Genomic DNA, 17,161 nt, shown 5'->3' on the forward strand with positions numbered 1-17,161 from the left:
GAGCGCCGGGCGCGCCGGAGTCGGCGGCCGATGACGATGCCCAGCGGCAGCGCGAGCACAGTCCATGCGGCGAGGACGATGAGGCCGACGGCCAGGAGGTGCGCCATCACGCGCTCGCCCTCGTCCGGCGGTGCGCGCCCTCACCCGGCGGCGACACGAACGCGGCCAGCCAGGCCCACAGCGCGGCGATCTCGGCGACCGCGGTCCACACGGCCAGCGCGAGGTGCTCCAGGGCGGTGCCCACGGCTTCGGCGATGTCTGCGTGGTGGAGGAGGGTCTCGCGGGCGATGGCGATCGTGGTGCCCAGGCCGATCGCGGAGAGGTCGCCGGTCAGGACGATGCCGTAGCCGGTCATGAGTCACCGTCCGGGCGGGGCTGCGGCAGGGTGTCCGGGCTGGGCATCCACGGGCTCACCGGGGCTCACCACCCGAGATGCGGTCCAGGTCGGCGGCGGCCTGCCGGAGCATCGACGGGTTCGGCCACTGCCGTGCCTGCGCCCGCCCAGCGACCGACCGGAAGATGTCAGCGGCCGACCGGGCGGCGGACCGCAGCCGGTCGACCTCGGCGAGCAGCGCGGGCACGTCTGTCCGGGCGGCCGCAATGAACGCCGCGTCGGCCGGGTCGAGCTGCTGCAACGGGACGATCCACAGGTCGCTCGCGTTCGCCACGCCGATGCTCGTGCTGCTGTCGTACTCGGCGTAGGTGTCGGTCTCCCACGGCCCGGGGGCGGCAGCATCCATGCGGGCGCGGATCTCGGCGAGCTGCTCCGGGCTCAGCGGGGCGCTCACCACGCACTCCCCACCGACACCGGCCCGAACCGCGCCGACAAATCCGCGTAGCTCGACTGCTGCACACCCGGACCACCACGCACCCCGGCCACCGTGTACAGCGGCTCACCATCCGCCGGCACCGACCACAGAACCCACTCCGTGCCGTCGCTCATCGTCAACGTCCGGCCGACCACCGCGGCACGCGGCACCGGCGCGGCCTCCGCAGCGTCAAGCAACACCGCGACCACCTCGGCGACAGTCCGGCCCGCGACGTCACCCCACGCCGCGACGTGGGACTCCATCGAGTAGTCGTCCGGCCAGAACGGCGGCTCGCCATCGACCAGCAGGCGCCCCGCGAGGAACCGCACAGCGCCGGTGGACGCCGGCCCGTACCGCTGCGGGTGGCCGGTCTCCGCGCAGCGCAGCGCCGCCACGATGTTCATTGGCCGCTCGTGCGGCAGCGCGTTCAGCACGCGGTTGAAGGGGTCGGGGATGTAGTCGCCCTGGTGATGACCGTTGGTCTGGATGATCGTTGCGGCTCGCCGGAACAGGTCCGCCAGCTCGATACGATTCGTCAAGGCAGATCGCCTCTCTCTTGATCGATTTGGTCGAGGCGTGATGCCGGCGGGGTCGTCCGGGGCCGGGAAGCTGACGGGCGGCCCTGCATCACGCAGGGGGTGCGGGGGGGGGATCAGGCCGTCGCGGGCAGATGCTCGGCGTGCCACGCCTGGACCTTCGCCAGGTCGAACTTCCGCAGGACCCGCTCCGGCTTCTCGCCGGGCACGGTGGGCTTGGCGGGACGCATCGGCTCGACGGGCATGCCCGCCTTGATCCACTGAAGGACCGTCCAGTCGGAGACCCCGTAGTAGGTCTCCAGCTCAGGCTGGCTCAGCAGCGGGACGAGGCCGGCCGGGAGGGGGACGCGGCGCGCGGCTTTCGTGGGCATCAGGACCTTGACCTTTCTACTGTCGAAGTCGAATCTGTGGGCATGGGGAAACGGCTGAAAAGGCGCTGGAGGGGGGCGTCTGCGCCCTTCGCGTCGAGGGCGTCGGCGATCAGCCACGCGCTCCGGAGTCGGCACCTGTCCTGCGAGCTGCTGCCGCGGCCGGTGATCGCCCCGACGGCTGCCGGGCTGATGCCCCTGCCGTCGGGGTCGACCTCCTTGGTGGCCTCGGCGAGCTGGGGTCCGGACAGTCCTGCGGCGTCCATCGCGTCGCGAAGGGGCTGGCCGTCGCCCTTGCGGAACAGGTGGGTCATCTGTGCCCCGTGTGGTTTCCGGCCAGTGGCTCCGGCCGTCTTCGACATTTGTACTGTCTAAGTCGAAAGCTTGTCAACGGACTCTCCGAGACTTGCCGAGTCGAGACATAGACACTAGCGTCGAAACCGAACAAGCATTCGTATCCTGACGGGGAGGGCGCGACAGCGCACGTCGGGGTGTAGTGGCGTGGACACAGTTCGCGCCACGCTTCTACTTTTCCTTGCGCAAAGTAGAAGGCGACGGGCACCCTTGCCATGTGACAGAAGAGCGTGACGAGACCTTCGTGCAGTTGATGGCCGCCCTCATGGAGGAGTACGGCGTCAACGAGTCCGAAATCTCCCGCGCCATCGGCGTGCACGCCAGCACCGTGTACAAGTGGACCTCCGGCGAACGAGGCGGCCAGCGAGGCCCCCGTCCCGAGGCCCTCCGCAAGCTCGCCGCGGCATACCCCAAATTCAGCGAGGACCGCATCTTCGCCGCCGTCGGCCGGCAGGCGCCCGGCAACCTCGACGAGGACGCCGAGGCCCGACTCCTGGCCTACTACCGCGAACTGACCGCGGAGCAGCAGGAGATGCTTGAGGTTCAGGCCCGCGCTGTCGCCGAGCGAAACCGAACTGGCCAGTAGTACAACCCTGCACCACCCCCGTGAGTCCTACACCGAATGGGCTCGTGACCGAGTGTTGCCGCAATGTGTGCCCAGGGCGACAACCTTGCTGCGGAAACGCTCCCACAGGGGTACGGTCGTGCACCTGGCAGCGTTCTCCCCCGCAGCCACAAACAGCGTCGTTTGGCCTGCCCACGGGGGTGTCTATGTGCATGCGCGTCCGATCGTCTACTCGCGTCACACGCGTCTACGACCGCGACACACGAACCATCACCATCCCCGCTGGCCTCTGCCCTGCTCTAACTCTCCGTGCTCTCAACCGAGTTGTGGCCGAACTCCACCTGCCGAGCGAGAACGGCACGCCACTCTGCTGGTGCGGGGAGCCGCTCAAGATCAGCGGCCTCATCCCCGCGCAGAGGACCAGCGAGGAGGCCAACCATGGGGCGTAAGGGCCTCAACAACCCCCGCCAGCTCAGGCGGAAGACGTGCGGGTGTAAGGAGTGCCTGGCCAAGTACCCGCCAGCAAAGTACGGCGACCGCCGGCCGCGCCGAGATTGCACCGGCAGCTGGCAGGCCCGCTACCGCGACCCGGCCGGCGACCAGAAGTCCGAGACGTTCCCAACCAAGAGGGAGGCAGAGGCGTTCCTCGACAAGATCCGCAGCTCCGTTCGCGACCGCACCTACCGCGACCCCTCGCGCGGGGAGATCCTCCTCACCGTCTGGTGGGACCTGTGGTGGCCGTCCCAGGGCGGCGCGCCGGCCACCCGCAACCGCAAGCTCAGCTCCTGGACCGCGCACATCCGCCCCCGGTGGGGCACAACCCCGCTCAACGCCGTGGAGTACATGGCCCTGCAGTCCTGGCTCACCGCCGACGTCCGCGGGCACGAGACGCAGCGCAAGGTCCGCGAGCTGCTGCGCATGGTCCTCGCCGACGCCGTGCGCGACGGGCGCATCCCGTACAACCCCGCCGCTGAGCTCCAGATCACCGCGCGCGCCGTACCTAAGCACCCGGAGGACCTCCGGCCGCCGACGCCACAGCAGTACGCCATGGTCCGCCATGAGCTCCACCCCTGGTACCGGCCCCTGGTCGACTTCGCCGAGGACACCGGCATGCGACCGCAGGAGTACGTCGCGCTGCGCCTGTGCAACGTCGACCGCGACGCTGGCATCGCCTACGTGAGGGAAGTGGTCATCGACGACAAGGGGACGCTGCGCCGGCAGCGGATCCCCAAGACGTCGTCGGCTCTGCGCACGGTGCCGCTCACGCCGAAGGCGCTCACCGCTGTCGACATGATGCTCGAGCGCTTGGCGCCGGCCGCCACACGGTCCGCCGTCGAGGACGGAATGCACCCCGAGGAGCTGGTCTTCCGGGGACCTCTCGCGGGTGAGGTGCGCCGGCAGAAGGACGGCACCCAGCAGACCCTGGACAGCGTCCTGAACCGGAACAACCTGCACCGCGTGTGGCTGCCGGCAATCCAGGCCGCGGGGGTTGCCCGCAAGGTGACGAACCCGGAGACGGGCAGGGTGGAGTGGTGGCCGCGGCTGTACGACTACCGGCACGGCGTGGCGTCCCGGCTGCATGCGGCCGGGCTGTCGGAGGCCGTGGTGCAGGCGTTCCTCGGGCAGGAGCGTGGCAGCCGGGTCACGTGGCTCTACACCCACACCACTGACGAGGAGCTGGGGACCGCGCGGGACGCCCTGGCCGGTGGCCGCTCTCTGCGGGCGGTGCCAGATGCCACAGGGTTCCACACCGATTCCACACGCACCGCTCGGCTAGTCTCGGATGCGCTCGGCGCGACCGGTACGGACGGGCCACCACCCTCCTGACCTGCACCTGGATACTCTCGGTTAGTCTCGGCTCATCCGTCCGGTGAGTGCTACACCCTTTGCAAGGCAGATGTCAGGAGTTCGAATCTCCTAGGCTCCACAGGGATTCACGCAGGTCAGCGGCCCCCTCGCCCGGGTAGGGCGAGGGGGCCGCGGGCGTGCGGTACACATTCTGCACACATCAGGCCGCCGCTTACCCCGTGGCCGCTCGACATGAGGACAGCCGATCTCACGGGCACGGCCGACGGGCTCAAAGTGTGGGGCGCACTGACCATGAGCGCCGCCACGTCCGCCGCGCGAAGCGGCGACTACGACCGGGCGGCGGCGATGATGGAGAGGGCCGAGACGGAGGCGGCCCGGGTCTCCAAGCTGCCCGACGGCAGCGACAACCGCACGGTCAGCGTCTTCAGCCCGTCGTCCGTGCGCATCGAACGCGTCCGCCTGGCAGTCCAGTACGGGCACGCCGCCGACGCTCTGACTCTGGCCAGGGGCGTGCGCCTGTCCAAGGACACGCCTCCCTCATGGCGGACGTGGCTGCTCCTCGACGTCGCCCGAGCGCACTCGGACACGGGGGACGCGCCCGGGGCCGTCAAGACGCTGGAGTCCCTGCGCCGCGTCGCGCCGACCTGGATGCAGCACCACACCCTGGCCGTCGCCATCGTGCGCGACCTGTGGGCGCTTCCCAACCACCGAGCGCGGCCAGGCGTCGGCGGACGCGGAGTCCGGGCGCGGCCTCAACCTGGTCGACGCCCTCACCCGCGGGGACTGGGGAGTGAGCGGCCGGAACGGTGTCGGCAAGACGGTGTGGGCCATGTGCCTGAGCACCGGTGGTGCGGGGGCGGACGAATGATGTCTCCACGCAGACGTCCTCGCGGGCTTCACCAGGAGCCCGAAGCGTTCCCAGAGGTGTCGTTCCCGGGCCGGGTCTGACGGACCGCCGCCCGGCGTCAGCGTCGCGTCAGTGGCCGGGCCGTACGCGTCAAGCCCGCGTCAGCGCGCGAGGGGACGGCCGGTGCGCGGACTTAGCGTCGAGGAGGCGACCGCGGCTCCCCCCGGGGTCGCCGCCCACCTGCCGCACCTGGAGGAACGCGATGGCCGCGACCGATCACGCCGAGGACCCCGAACCCTCACGAGCCCGCCCGGCCGGACTCCTCTACGTACCCGTCCGGCAGGGCCCCTCCGGATGCTCCGCCCGCTTCTTCCGGACCTCGCTCGGCGGCCGCACCGCGGTCGGCTTCACCTCGCCGGAGCGGCTCACCGCCACGCTGGGGGCCGGGCAGGCGTGGATCTCCCTCTCCGAACCGGCGCTGCGGGCGCTCGCCGAGCCGCTGGGCGTCGGCGCGCTCACCGTCGACCCCGCCTTCTCCGCCCCTGCCGCTGCCGTCCCTGCCGCTGCCGTCCCGGCGCCCGCCGTGTGCCTGCGGCCGGCCCGGCCGCGCCGCCCGCACGGGCCCGCGGCTCGTGGCGGCCCCCGTCGCGCCGGCGTCCTGCGGGTGGCCGGCGCCACCGTCCTCGTCTCCTGTCTGAACCTCCTGATCGGCTGAGGTGGTACCCATGTCCGTCTCGTCCCTGACCAAGGCGTCCGCCGGGGCGCCGTCCGCCGTGGCGAGCAAGACGCCCGCGGCGGCCCCCTCCGCGGCGGGCGCGGCGCCCACCCCCACGCCCGCGCCACCGCGCCCCGGCGGCGCGGCCCGCGAGGGCCTCGCGGTGTGGCCGGCCTCCGCGCGCCACGCCGCGGAGGGCGACGTGACCGTCGCGGGCGTCTCGCTCGCGGAGGCCGCCGACCGCTTCGGCACCCCCCTGTACGTCCTGGACGAAGGTGAGGTCAGGGCCCGTTGCCGGGCCTACCGCGCCGCGTTCCCCGACGCGGACATCCTCTACGCGGCCAAGGCGTACCTGTGCCGTGCGGTCGCCCGCTGGGTCGCGGACGAGGGCCTCGGGCTCGACGTGTGCTCGGCGGGAGAGCTGGGCATGGCCTTCGCCACCGGCTTCCCGGCCGAGCGGATCGTGATGCACGGCAACGCCAAGAGCCCGGAGGACCTGCGCACCGCGCTGCGGCTCGGGGTGGGCAGGATCGTCCTCGACAGCAGCTCGGAGATCTCCCGGGTCGCCGCGCTGGTCCCGCACGACGACCGCCTCCAGGTGCTGCTGCGGGTCGTGCCGGGCGTCTCGGCGGGCGGCCACGCCGCGGTCCACACCGGCACCGACGACCAGAAGTTCGGCCTGTCGCTCACCGACGGCTCCGCGCGGCACGCGATCGCGAGAATCCTCGGCCAGCCCCATCTGGACCTGGTGGGCCTGCACTTCCACATCGGCTCGCAGATCGACTCGGCCGGCCCGTACGTGACCGCCGTGCGGCGGATGGTCGGCCTGATGGCGCGGGTGCGCGACCAGCACGGGCTGGAGTTTCGCGAACTGGACATCGGCGGCGGTCACTCCATCGCCTACCGGCCCGGGGAGACGCCGCTCGACATCGGCGTGCTCGCCGCCAGGGTCCGCGCCGAACTCGCCGCGGGCTGCGCGCGGGCGGGGCTGGCCGTGCCGCGGCTGGTGCTGGAACCCGGGCGCGCGCTGATCGGCCCGGCCGGCGTGGCGCTCTACCGGGTGCTCTCGGTCAAGCGGACGGCCGCCCGCACCTTCGTCGCGGTCGACGGCGGCATGGGCGACAACCCCAGGCGGCGCTGTACGGGGTGCGGTACGCGCCCCGGCTGATCGGCCGCAGGACATCGGCCGCGCCCGCGCCTGCCACCGTCGTGGGCCGGCACTGCGAGGCCGGCGACATCCTCGCCGAGGGCGTGCCGCTGCCCGGCGACGTGCACCCCGGCGACCTGCTGGCGGTGCCCGCGGCGGGCGCGTACCAGCTGTCCATGGCGTCCGGGTACAACCTCGTCGGCCGCCCGCCGGTGGTGGCGGTCGCGGCGGGCACGGCGCGGATGCTCGTACGGCGCGAGTCGCTGGACGACATGAGCCGCCGCGACGTCGGCGTCTAGCCGCCACCGGAGCCCGCCGCGGAGCCGCCCGCCGCACTCCCGCGCCCCGCGCCCGACAGGGTGAAGGGCGGGCCCCCGCCACCGGGGGTCCGCCCTTCACCTCGTGCTTCCGCGCTCGGTCGGTCAGCGGCCCTCGTCGTCCGGCCGCTCGGCGTCCGCCTGCTTGGCCTCGACCTCGGGGTCGAGCCCGGCGTCCGGCGAGCCGTCCACCCGGTCGACCGTCGGGCCGGAGCCGTTGACGGAGGCCAGGCCCTCGTCGAGCGGGTCGACCACGGTCAGGGTGCTGCCGGGGCCGACACGGTCGTCGACCTCGGTGGCCTCCGACGGCTCGACCAGCCAGTCCGGGCTGGTCTGCCGGCTCCACCACTTGACGGCCGCGTAGACCGCGCCGCCGGCGAGCCCCGCGACGATCATGCCGCGCAGCACGCGGCCCGCCTGCTGCCGGCGCATCCGCCGCCGCACCAGCCGGTTGATCTCCGCTGCCGTCACCTGGCCGCGCAGCGCCTGGATCGCGGCGGCGCCGCGCACCGCGATCTCCTCGCGGGCCGGCACCGCCACCGCCATGGTGGCGCCGACCGCCGCGCCGACCTTCGGCGCGGTGAAGTCGGCGGCCGTCTTCGCGCCGTCCCGGGTGCGCCGGGCGGCGGTCTCCACGGCGGTCGCCGTCTTGGGCGGCACGGCCGCCCAGGCCTGCTCGGCGGCCTGCCCGATCTTCGGGGCGAGCTGCGCGTCGTACTTCTCCTTGGCCGCGGCGCCGGCCTGTTTGCCGTAAGTCCCGGCCTGGCGGCCGTAGTACACGGCACTCTGCTTGGCCGTGCTCGCGTACGGGGCCGCCACCTCCGCGGCGTGCCGCACGCTGTCCTTCGTCACGTCGGCCGCGTGGCGCACGCTGTCGATGCGGGTCACAGGAACCTCCTCCTCGGTGGCGTACGGTTTCCGCCTGTCCACCCGGTTTGAAATCATGCCCGGCCGCGGCCGCCACGGCATGTGCGGCACGGCATACGGGTCAGTGGGTCCCATTTCGCGGCGTCCCCGCCGCACCGGTCGGGGGGAACGGGACCGGCGGCACCGGCGGCGTGCGAGGATTTGTCCCTCACCTCCGACGGCGGAAGGCAGATCGTGGCCGAGCAGCTCTACGCGACCCTGAAGACCAACCACGGCGACATCGTGATACGGCTGCTGCCGAACCACACTCCCAAGACCGTGGCGAACTTCGTCGGGCTCGCCGAGGGCACCCGTGAGTGGACCGACCCGCGCACCGGCAAGCCCTCCCACGAGCGGCTCTACGACGGCACCGTCTTCCACCGGGTGATCTCCGGTTTCATGATCCAGGGCGGCGACCCGCTGGGGAACGGCACCGGCGGCCCCGGTTACGAGTTCGCCGACGAGTTCCACCCCGACCTGGCCTTCGACCGCCCGTACCTGCTGGCGATGGCCAACGCGGGCCCGGCCACCAACGGCTCGCAGTTCTTCATCACCGTCGCCCCCACCACCTGGCTGACCCGCAAGCACACCATCTTCGGCGAGGTCGCCGACCCGGCGAGCCGGAAGGTCGTGGACGCGGTGATCGGCACTCCGACCAATCCGCGCACCGACCGTCCGCTGGAGGACGTGGTGATCGAGACCGTGGTCGTGGAGAAGCGCGCCTCCTGACGCCCCGCCGCGCGGCCACGCGGCGCGATCCCGGGGTCTTCCGGGCGCGCCCTGACGGGTTCGCGCCAAGCGCCGCCGCCCCGCGGATTCCGCCGGGCGATCACGTACCCTTCGGGAACACCGCGCCCTGCCCGTACGTATGACGGGCGGGGCGCGAAAATGTACAGCCGGCCCACAGGTGCGCCGTGGCCGCGCCCGTCGTCAGGGGAGAGGGCTTTGATGGAACAGCAGGCGGTCACCTGCTACCGGCACCCGGACCGGGAGACGGGCATCCGCTGCACCCGGTGCGAGCGGCCGATCTGCCCCGACTGCATGGTCAGCGCCTCGGTGGGCTTCCAGTGCAAGGAGTGCGTCAGCCAGCGCGGCGGCAGCCATGTGCAGCCCCGGACGATCGCCGGCGGCAGCGTGGCGGCCGACCCCTTCCTGGTCACCAAGATCCTCATCGGCCTGAACATCCTGGTGTTCATCCTCGTCAAGGCGGTCGGCGACCGGCTGCTCAACGACCTGGACCTGTACGCGGTCTGCGGTCACGACATCACCGGGCAGCAGCTCTGCTTCGGCGTCTCCGAGGGACCGGGCGAGTGGTACCGGCTGCTGACCTCGGCGTTCCTGCACCAGGAGTACTGGCACATCGGCTTCAACCTGCTGTCGCTATGGTGGATCGGCGCCCCGCTCGAACAGCGTCTGGGCCGCTCCCGCTACACCGCGCTGTACTTCGTCTCCGCGATCGGCGGCAGCGCCGCCGTGCTGCTGCTGGCACCTGACGCGCCGACCCTGGGCGCCTCCGGTGCGATCTTCGGCCTGTTCGGCGCGACCGCCGTCTACATGCGCCGCATGCGCTACGACATGCGGCCGGTGCTGATCCTGCTGGGGCTGAACATCTTCTTCAGCTTCACCTGGGCCAACGTCAGCTGGCAGGGCCACCTCGGCGGCCTCGTCACCGGCACGATCGTGGCCATAGGGATGCTCTACGCGCCGCGCGAGCGCCGCGACCTGGTGCAGTGGGGGACGTGCGCGGCGGTGTTCGTGGCGTCTCTCGCGGTGGCTGCGATCGCTGTGGCGCAGGTCACGTCCTGACGTCTCCCGGGGGCCGTGTCTCTGGCGTTGATCACACGTTATCCACAGCGGACCGGTCGTCCCGCACGGGATGTGCACAACTCGTGGGAACTGCTGTGCGGAGGGTCACCGGTCCGGGTTTCTCCTGCAAGATCACCCCAGAAAGCAGGAAAGACCGGTGGCCCGTGGTGCGGCCACCGGTCGTACCGGCGTCAACCTCGTAGAGGTTATCCACAGATCTTCCGACCTTTTCCCCACTGTGGATAACTGTGTGGACAAGCACACCGGACCCTGGGGACGGGCCCGTCGACCGCTCGCTACTTCCACTGGGTGGAGACGACGAACCCACCCGCGATGAAGCCGAAGCCGATGACGATGTTCCAGTTGCCGAGCGCGTCCACCGGCAGGCTGCCCTGCGTCACGTAGAACAGCACGATCCAGGCGAGCCCCACGATGAAGAACGCCAGCATCAGCGGCGCCACCCAGCTGCGGTTGCCGAACTTTATGGCGGTGGCGGTCTTCGCCGGCGGCGGGGTGAAGTCCGCCTTCTTGCGGATCCGTGACTTCGGCACGAGGGACTCTCCTGTCGATGCGCGCTGCTACCGCTTTCGGGCGTCGGCTAGCGTAGTGCTTACTCGGGTTGTCAAGGAGAAGGGTATTTGGTGGCCAGAGCCAGTGGTACCGCCCCCACCCCTTCCTCCCGTCCTGTCTCCCGCACCGTAGCGCTGCGAGTGCTCAGTGCGGGAGTCTTCGCGCTCGCCGGTCTGATCTTCTGGACCAGTTTCGACACCGCGAAGGGCGTCGACATCCGCAGCGACGACCCCCTGCCGAAGCTTTCCGACAACATTCGCGCCAAGAACAGCCGAAATGCGAAGCTCGACGCCCAGGTCGCCGCCGAGCGGCAGGACGTCGACCGGCTGGCCAGCCGCGGCAGCGGACTCGCGCCCGCCGAGCGGGCCCGGCTGGCGGCCCTCGACAAGGCCGCCGGCACCGCCCCGATCACCGGCCCCGGCCTGGAGGTCACCCTCAACGACGCACCGCCCAACGCGGTGCCGCTCGAACCCGGTGTCCCCGACCCGCAGCCGAACGACCTGGTCATCCACCAGCAGGACCTGCAGGCCGTCGTGAACGCCCTGTGGCAGGGCGGCGCGCAGGGCATCCGCGTGATGGACCAGCGGCTGATCTCCACCAGCGCGGTCCGTTGCGTCGGCAACACCCTGATCCTCCAGGGCCGCGTCTACTCGCCGCCCTACCGGATCACCGCGGTGGGGGACCGGGCGAAGCTCCAGAAGGCGATCGCGGACAGCCCGGCCATCCAGAACTACCTCCAGTACGTCCAGGCGTACGGGCTCGGCTGGAAGGTGGCCGGCGACAGCAAGGTCACTCTGCCGGGTTACTCGGGGTCGGTCGATCTGCACGACGCGAAGCCTGTGAACACGCCATGAGGCGGCGCTGAGTCCTCGGTGAACTCCCGCCGGAACCCGGCCGGGTGAGTCCCCGGCCATGCCAATGCTTTGTCCGGCCCGGGCCCCCGTCCAGGCCCGACTGCCTTTACTCTGTTCCGGGGAACCGGGAGGAAGGCAGCTCATGTACGGCTGGGTCTGGCGGCATCTGCCGGGTAACACGTGGCTGCGGGCGGTCATCTCGCTCGTGCTGGTCCTCGCCGTCGTGTACCTGCTCTTCCAGGTCGTCTTTCCGTGGGCGGAGCCGCTGCTGCCGTTCAATGATGTGACCGTGGACAACAACAACGGCATGAACGTGATCAACGGGGTGGCCGCGGTCCGATGAGCACACGCATCCTCGTGGTCGACAACTACGACAGCTTCGTCTTCAACCTGGTCCAGTACCTCTACCAGCTCGGCGCCGAGTGCGAGGTGCTCCGCAACGACGAGGTGGCCCTCGCGCACGCCCAGGAGGGCTTCGACGGCGTCCTGCTGTCCCCCGGCCCCGGCACCCCCGAGGAAGCCGGCGTCTGCGTCGACATGGTCAGGCACTGCGCGGAAACCGAGGTGCCGGTCTTCGGCGTCTGCCTCGGTGTGCAGTCGATGGCGGTGGCCTACGGCGGCGTCGTCGGCCGGGCGCCCGAGCTGCTGCACGGCAAGACCTCCGCGGTGGCGCACGAGGGGACCGGTGTCTTCGCCGGGCTGCCGTCGCCCTTCACCGCGACGCGCTACCACTCGCTCGCGGTGGAGCGGGACACCCTCCCCGACGAGCTGCGGGTCACCGCCTGGACGGAGAACGGGATCATCATGGGGCTGCGGCACCGTGACGCCGCCGTCGAGGGTGTGCAGTTCCATCCCGAGTCGGTGCTCACCGAATGGGGGCATCTGATGCTCGCCAACTGGCTGGAAGAGTGCGGCGACCCCGGCGCGGTCGAGCGCTCCCGGGGACTCGCCCCGGTGGTCGGTGCGGGCGGCCCGGCCGGGAGGGCCGGGAGGTGACCACGCTCCGACCGGAGCGTCCCGCCGACGGCCCGATGTCCTACGAGGACACCGGGCAGTTCGAAGCTGTCGTGGGGCAGCTGGCAGATCCCCTGAACGACCCGCTGCCCGGCCGCCCGCCGGCCGTCCCCGACTCCGCCGAGCAGCAGCAGCGCCCGCGCCCGTACGAGCCGGCTGCCGAGCCCGCTCCCGAGGCGCCCGCTCCTGAGGCGCCCGAGCCGCCGGTGGCCGAGCCGGTGTCCCGCGGGAAGCACGCGTCCCGCCCCCCGCAGCCCGAGGTGCGTCCCGAGCCCGCCGCCCGGCGTCCGGAGCCGTCCGGGCATCCGCAGGCCGCCCGGCGGCCCGGGTACGAGGACGAGGCTCCCGCGGCCACTCACGCGTCGCCGTGGTTCCGCGCCCCGGAGATGGACCACACGGCCGCTCCCGAGCAGGTGCGGGCTCCCGAGCCGCCCGAGCATCCCGAGCCGGTACGCGCCCCCGAGGCCGCCTCAGCGGGCGGCACGGCGGCGCAGGCGCCGCTCGCGCCGAGCGGGCGGCCTGAGCGGTCCGAGACGTCCGCCGTTGACGCGCTCGACGCCGCGGGCGCGGCAGGCGCGATGGACCCGACGACCGCGACGACCGCGACGACCCCGACGGCCGGGGCGCACGCCGCGGCCGCCCTGGACGTCGACGCGACCGCTCAGCTGCCGGTGGTCGACGAGGCGCAGCTCGCCGGTGCGGCGTTCGCGCCGGCCACGCCCGCGCCCGCGCCCGGTGACGGCGGCCGTGCCGCACGGCGCAAGGCGGCGCAGCGCGGCGGCGGCCACCGGGCCAGGAGCCGCACCGCGGCAGCGCCCACCGCCGCGGCCGGGACGTCGCCGCCGGCCCCGCCGCTGAGCCGGGTCGAGGCCCGCAAGGCGGCGAAGGCGGCCAAGGACAGCCCCGCGGTGGTGATCAGCCGGATCGTCGGCGAGGTGTTCATCACCACCGGCGTGATCATGCTGCTGTTCGTCACCTACCAGCTGTGGTGGACCAACGTGCGCGCCCACCAGCAGGCCAACAGCGCGTCCAACAGCCTTGAGCACCAGTGGGCGAAGACCGCCCAGGGCCCCGACCGCAACCCCGGCACCTTCTCGCCGGGTCAGGGCTTCGCGATCATGTACATCCCCAAGCTGGACGTGAAGGCGCCCATCGCGCAGGGCGTCGACAAGCACAAGGTGCTCGACAAGGGCATGGTCGGCCACTACGACGGTTCGCTGAACACCGCGATGCCCTGGGACAAGACCGGCAACTTCGCGGTCGCCGCCCACCGCAACACCCATGGCGAACCGTTCCGCTACATCAACCACCTCGAAGCCGGCGACAAGGTCGTGGTGGAGACGGCGGACGCGTACTACACCTACCAGGTGACCAGCTCGCTGGCGTCCACCCCGCCGACCGACACCAGCGTGCTGCAGCCGGTCCCGCCGGGCTCGGGCTTCACCAAGCCCGGCCGGTACATCACCCTCACCACCTGCACCCCCGAGTTCACCAGCGAGAACCGGCTGATCGTGTGGGGGAAGCTGATCGAGGAGCGGCCGCGCAGCAAGGGCAAGCCGGACGCGCTGCTGCAGGGGTAGGGCGGGCCGCGGGTGACGAGACCTCCGGGACGGTCCGGCGAAGAGACGAAGAACGGAACAGTGTGACCACCGACAAGCGCGGCGGGCGAGGACGCGTCGCCGCCACCATCAGCGTCCTCGGCGAGATACTCATCACCGCCGGCCTCATCCTCGCCCTCTTCGTCGTCTACTCCCTGTGGTGGACCAACGTCATCGCCGACCGGCACGAGAAGGCGGCGGCCGACCGGGTCAGGCAGCAGTGGGCGCAGAGCACCCCCTCCGGCGGCGGCCACTCCGCGCCCAAGACCCTCGACACCAAGGACGGCATCGGCTTCCTGCACGTCCCCGCGATGGGCCGCGACTTCGAGGTGCTGGTGAAGAAGGGCACCTCGACGGACGTGCTCAACGAGGGCGTCGCCGGCTACTACACGGGCCCGACACCCTCCGTGCTGCCCTGGGCCAAGACCGGCAACTTCACGCTCGCCGCGCACCGCGACGGCCACGGCGCCAAGTTCCACAACATCAACAAGATCAAGACTGGCGACCCGGTCGTCTTCGAGTCCAAGGACACCTGGTACGTCTACAAGGTCTACAAGATCCTCGACCAGACCTCGAAGTACAACGTCGCCGTGACCGACCAGATCCCCAAGGAGTCGGGCAGGACCAGGCCCGGCCGCTACATCACCCTCACGACCTGCACCCCGGTCTACACCTCGCGCTACCGCTACATCGTCTGGGGCGAACTCGTCCGCACCCAGAAGGTCGACCCCCAGCGCACCCCGCCCCCCGAGCTGCGCTGAGCGCGCCGCGGCACGGGGCGACGCGGGGCGGACCGCGGGGGCGTACGGCAGAAGGGGGCGGCCCGCACATGATGTGCGGGCCGCCCCCTTCCGTGCGCGATGCGCGAGGCGCGGTGTTCGGCGCGCGTCAGCCGTTTCCGCCGCCGCCGCCACCACCACCGAACGCCTGCAGCTGGACGGGCTGTCCCTCCTGCAACGGCGACCCCGCTCCCGGCTGGACGTTGTAGACGTGAGCGTCGTCGCCGACCTGGTTGCCACCGGGGCCGACCGCGGTGATCTGCAGGTTGAGCCCCAGGGCGTTCAGCTCGGCCTTGGCGTCGCCGACGGTCTTCCCGGTCAGATCACCGGGCATCGTCTGGGACGGCTGCTGCGTCTGGTCGGGCCCGGAGGAGACGGTCAGCACGATCTGCGTGTCCAGCGAGACCGCGCCGCCGTTCGGGTCCGGCGTCTGCTGCGTGACGCTGCCCTTGGCGGTGGTGTCCGAAGGCTGGTCCTGCGGCGCGCGCACGATGTTGGTGAAGCCCTGCGCGGCGAGGGTGGCCTTCGCGTTGTCGAACGGCACGCCCTTGACGTCCTGCGGCGTCTTCTTGTCCGGCGACTTCGACACGGTCAGCGTGATCTTGGTGTTCAGCGGCTGCGGGTCGCTGCCCGACGGGTCCTGGCTGAGCACGATGTTCGGATCGTCGGTGGTGGACGCCCGGTACTTCACGACGACGTTGGTGAAGCCCGCGTTGAACAGCTGCTGCTTCGCCGCGTTGACCTCGTCGTGGACCACGCTGGGCACCGCGGCCGGCGGCTTGCCCTTGCAGATCTGGACGGTGACCTGCTTGTTCGACGGCACCGGGCTGTCCGCCGCCGGGCTCTGCTTGCCGACCACGTTGACCGGGTAGTCCGCGCAGTCGATCTTCGCGCCCTGCACGAGCGTCAGGTCGACGTTGGTGGCCTTGGTCTGCGCGTCGGTCAGCGACTGGTTCAGGAAGCTCGGCACCACGGCGTCGCCGCCCTGGCCGCCCTTGCCGAACAGCGCCTTGCCCAGGAAGATCGCGCCGATCAGCACCAGGACGGCCGCGACCACCAGCAGCACCGTGGAGGTGTTGTTCTTCTTCTGGCGGCGCCGGTCGGGGCGGTCGTCGTAGCCGTAGCCGCCGTCGTCGTCGCGCATCGGCGGCAGCATCGAGGTGTGCTGGTCGCCGCCCTGCGAGGGCATCGCGGTGGTGGCCATGGCGTCGCCGTACTGGTGCGGGTAGCCGTAGCCGCCGGCCGCGCCCATCGCCACGGTGGCGCCGACCGGCTGGCCGTCCAGCGCCGCCTCGATGTCGGCGCGCATCTCGTCGGCCGACTGGTAGCGGTAGTTCGGGTCCTTGGTGAGCGCCTTCAGGACGATCGCGTCCATCGCCGCCGTGACCTCGGGGTCGTACACCGACGGCGGCTGCGGGTCCTCACGCACGTGCTGGTAGGCCACCGCGACCGGCGAGTCGCCCACGAAGGGCGGCCGCACGGTCAGCAGCTCGTAGAGCAGGCAGCCGGTGGAGTACAGGTCGGAGCGCGCGTCGACCTGCTCGCCCTTGGCCTGCTCGGGGGAGAGGTACTGGGCGGTGCCGATGACCGCGGCGGTCTGCGTCATGGTCATCCCGGAATCACCCATCGCGCGGGCGATGCCGAAGTCCATGACCTTGACCTGGCCGGTGCGCGTCAGCATGACGTTCGCCGGCTTGATGTCGCGGTGCACGATGCCGGCGCGGTGGCTGTACTCCAGCGCCTGGAGGATCCCGACGGTCATCTCCATGGCCCGCTCGGGCAGCAGCTTGCGCCCGGAGTGCAGCAGCTCACGCAGGGTGGAGCCGTCCACGTACTCCATGACGATGTACGGGATGGAGACGCCGTCGACGTAGTCCTCGCCGGTGTCGTACACGGCGACGATCGACGGGTGGTTGAGCGAGGCGGCCGACTGGGCCTCTCGGCGGAACCGGGCCTGGAAGGACGGGTCGCGGGCGAGATCCACCCGCAGTGTCTTCACGGCGACGGTGCGCCCGAGGCGGGTGTCATGGGCGAGGTACACCTCGGCCATGCCGCCGCGGCCGAGCACCGAGCCCAGCTCGTACCGGCCGCCGAGGCGACGCGGCTCTTCCATAGCTCTGCCCTCTCCTCAATCCCGTTCTCTGCCTGAACCGAATATCTGCTGGGA

At 71.5% G+C, this 17,161-nt stretch carries 18 protein-coding genes and 2 pseudogenes; 12 read left to right on the top strand and 8 right to left on the bottom strand.

Translation table 11 applies throughout. The features are described from left to right. Nucleotides 1-106: 106 nt before the first annotated feature. The 5 genes from V2S66_RS25250 to V2S66_RS25270 form a co-directional block, all read right to left on the bottom strand. Complete coding sequence (locus V2S66_RS25250) at nt 107-355, bottom strand: hypothetical protein (protein ID WP_330798723.1); 249 nt, start codon at nt 353-355, stop codon at nt 107-109. Between the two features lie 55 nt (nt 356-410). Continuing rightward, on the bottom strand, nt 411-788 hold the full coding sequence (locus tag V2S66_RS25255) for a hypothetical protein (protein WP_330798724.1): 378 nt from the start codon (nt 786-788) through the stop codon (nt 411-413). Beyond that, nucleotides 785-1,348, bottom strand: coding sequence for a DUF6197 family protein (locus V2S66_RS25260; protein WP_330798726.1), 564 nt, complete (start codon nt 1,346-1,348; stop codon nt 785-787). The genes V2S66_RS25255 and V2S66_RS25260 overlap by 4 nt, the downstream gene beginning before the upstream one ends. 113 nt (nt 1,349-1,461) lie before the next feature. Next, nucleotides 1,462-1,716 carry a hypothetical protein gene (locus tag V2S66_RS25265; protein WP_330798728.1) on the bottom strand — a complete coding sequence of 85 codons (255 nt, stop codon included), beginning with the start codon at nt 1,714-1,716 and terminating at the stop codon, nt 1,462-1,464. Further along, entirely contained in the window at nt 1,716-2,027 is a 312-nt protein-coding gene (locus V2S66_RS25270; protein ID WP_330798729.1) for an XRE family transcriptional regulator, read from the bottom strand. Before V2S66_RS25270 ends, V2S66_RS25265 begins: the two co-directional genes overlap by 1 nt. Nucleotides 2,028-2,284: 257 nt before the next feature. Between V2S66_RS25270 and V2S66_RS25275 the strand changes: the two genes are divergently transcribed. From V2S66_RS25275 to lysA, 5 genes and pseudogenes are all read left to right on the top strand, one after another. Continuing rightward, the gene (locus tag V2S66_RS25275; protein WP_330798731.1) at nt 2,285-2,653 is read left to right on the top strand and encodes a helix-turn-helix domain-containing protein; all 369 of its coding nucleotides are present in this window, start codon (nt 2,285-2,287) and stop codon (nt 2,651-2,653) included. A gap of 417 nt (nt 2,654-3,070) precedes the next feature. After that, nucleotides 3,071-4,459: a tyrosine-type recombinase/integrase gene (locus V2S66_RS25280; RefSeq protein ID WP_330798733.1), complete on the top strand. Its 1,389-nt coding sequence runs from the start codon at nt 3,071-3,073 to the stop codon at nt 4,457-4,459. 231 nt (nt 4,460-4,690) lie between these two features. Continuing rightward, nucleotides 4,691-5,149 (top strand): annotated as a pseudogene (locus tag V2S66_RS25285) (transcriptional regulator); the annotation flags it as partial. A gap of 401 nt (nt 5,150-5,550) precedes the next feature. Continuing rightward, nucleotides 5,551-6,003, top strand: a complete 453-nt coding sequence (locus V2S66_RS25290; RefSeq protein WP_330798735.1) for an SAV_915 family protein — start codon at nt 5,551-5,553, stop codon at nt 6,001-6,003. A gap of 10 nt (nt 6,004-6,013) precedes the next feature. Beyond that, a pseudogene (gene lysA, locus V2S66_RS25295) lies at nt 6,014-7,449 on the top strand (diaminopimelate decarboxylase). Nucleotides 7,450-7,572: 123 nt separating this feature from the next. Here the strand turns inward: lysA and V2S66_RS25300 are convergent. Next, nucleotides 7,573-8,355 (bottom strand): DUF5324 family protein, encoded by a 783-nt coding sequence (locus tag V2S66_RS25300; protein WP_330798738.1) that lies wholly within the window; start codon nt 8,353-8,355, stop codon nt 7,573-7,575. A gap of 213 nt (nt 8,356-8,568) precedes the next feature. On the opposite strand from V2S66_RS25300, the gene V2S66_RS25305 reads away from it, so the two are divergent. Both V2S66_RS25305 and V2S66_RS25310 read left to right on the top strand, forming a co-directional pair. After that, nucleotides 8,569-9,102, top strand: coding sequence for a peptidylprolyl isomerase (locus V2S66_RS25305; RefSeq protein WP_330798873.1), 534 nt, complete (start codon nt 8,569-8,571; stop codon nt 9,100-9,102). 219 nt (nt 9,103-9,321) lie between these two features. Then, nucleotides 9,322-10,179 carry a rhomboid family intramembrane serine protease gene (locus V2S66_RS25310; protein WP_330798740.1) on the top strand — a complete coding sequence of 286 codons (858 nt, stop codon included), beginning with the start codon at nt 9,322-9,324 and terminating at the stop codon, nt 10,177-10,179. A 296-nt stretch (nt 10,180-10,475) separates the two neighbouring features. Here the strand turns inward: V2S66_RS25310 and crgA are convergent, their stop codons facing one another. Beyond that, complete coding sequence (gene crgA, locus V2S66_RS25315) at nt 10,476-10,730, bottom strand: cell division protein CrgA (protein ID WP_330798742.1); 255 nt, start codon at nt 10,728-10,730, stop codon at nt 10,476-10,478. A gap of 90 nt (nt 10,731-10,820) precedes the next feature. On the opposite strand from crgA, the gene V2S66_RS25320 reads away from it, so the two are divergent. The 5 genes from V2S66_RS25320 (at nt 10,821) to V2S66_RS25340 (ending at nt 14,976) form a co-directional block, all read left to right on the top strand. Continuing rightward, nucleotides 10,821-11,603 (top strand): DUF881 domain-containing protein, encoded by a 783-nt coding sequence (locus V2S66_RS25320; protein WP_413966477.1) that lies wholly within the window; start codon nt 10,821-10,823, stop codon nt 11,601-11,603. A 142-nt stretch (nt 11,604-11,745) separates the two neighbouring features. Then, nucleotides 11,746-11,946 carry a hypothetical protein gene (locus tag V2S66_RS25325; protein ID WP_330798744.1) on the top strand — a complete coding sequence of 67 codons (201 nt, stop codon included), beginning with the start codon at nt 11,746-11,748 and terminating at the stop codon, nt 11,944-11,946. Then, nucleotides 11,943-12,599: an aminodeoxychorismate/anthranilate synthase component II gene (locus tag V2S66_RS25330; protein WP_330798746.1), complete on the top strand. Its 657-nt coding sequence runs from the start codon at nt 11,943-11,945 to the stop codon at nt 12,597-12,599. Before V2S66_RS25325 ends, V2S66_RS25330 begins: the two co-directional genes overlap by 4 nt. 35 nt (nt 12,600-12,634) lie before the next feature. Next, a complete protein-coding gene (locus tag V2S66_RS25335; RefSeq protein ID WP_330798877.1) occupies nt 12,635-14,197 on the top strand; it encodes a class E sortase in 1,563 nt (520 codons plus the stop codon). 62 nt (nt 14,198-14,259) lie between these two features. Then, entirely contained in the window at nt 14,260-14,976 is a 717-nt protein-coding gene (locus V2S66_RS25340; protein WP_330798748.1) for a class E sortase, read from the top strand. A gap of 127 nt (nt 14,977-15,103) precedes the next feature. Here the strand turns inward: V2S66_RS25340 and pknB are convergent, their stop codons facing one another. Beyond that, on the bottom strand, nt 15,104-17,107 hold the full coding sequence (gene pknB, locus V2S66_RS25345) for a Stk1 family PASTA domain-containing Ser/Thr kinase (protein ID WP_330798750.1): 2,004 nt from the start codon (nt 17,105-17,107) through the stop codon (nt 15,104-15,106). Nucleotides 17,108-17,161 lie beyond the last annotated feature (54 nt).

It is taken from the genome of Actinacidiphila polyblastidii (assembly GCF_036353415.1).
Classification (GTDB): Bacteria; Actinomycetota; Actinomycetes; order Streptomycetales; family Streptomycetaceae; genus Actinacidiphila; species Actinacidiphila polyblastidii.

Bases quoted from the DNA above. Each gene is read 5' to 3' on its own strand.
- V2S66_RS25250 (WP_330798723.1), bottom strand. From the start codon at position 355: ATGACCGGCTACGGCATCGTCCTGACCGGCGACCTCTCCGCGATCGGC.
- V2S66_RS25265 (WP_330798728.1), bottom strand. From the start codon at position 1,716: ATGCCCACGAAAGCCGCGCGCCGCGTCCCCCTCCCGGCCGGCCTCGTC.
- V2S66_RS25270 (WP_330798729.1), bottom strand. From the start codon at position 2,027: ATGACCCACCTGTTCCGCAAGGGCGACGGCCAGCCCCTTCGCGACGCG.
- V2S66_RS25280 (WP_330798733.1), top strand. From the start codon at position 3,071: ATGGGGCGTAAGGGCCTCAACAACCCCCGCCAGCTCAGGCGGAAGACG.
- V2S66_RS25290 (WP_330798735.1), top strand. From the start codon at position 5,551: ATGGCCGCGACCGATCACGCCGAGGACCCCGAACCCTCACGAGCCCGC.
- V2S66_RS25310 (WP_330798740.1), top strand. From the start codon at position 9,322: ATGGAACAGCAGGCGGTCACCTGCTACCGGCACCCGGACCGGGAGACG.
- V2S66_RS25325 (WP_330798744.1), top strand. From the start codon at position 11,746: ATGTACGGCTGGGTCTGGCGGCATCTGCCGGGTAACACGTGGCTGCGG.
- V2S66_RS25330 (WP_330798746.1), top strand. From the start codon at position 11,943: ATGAGCACACGCATCCTCGTGGTCGACAACTACGACAGCTTCGTCTTC.
- V2S66_RS25335 (WP_330798877.1), top strand. From the start codon at position 12,635: ATGTCCTACGAGGACACCGGGCAGTTCGAAGCTGTCGTGGGGCAGCTG.
- pknB (WP_330798750.1), bottom strand. From the start codon at position 17,107: ATGGAAGAGCCGCGTCGCCTCGGCGGCCGGTACGAGCTGGGCTCGGTG.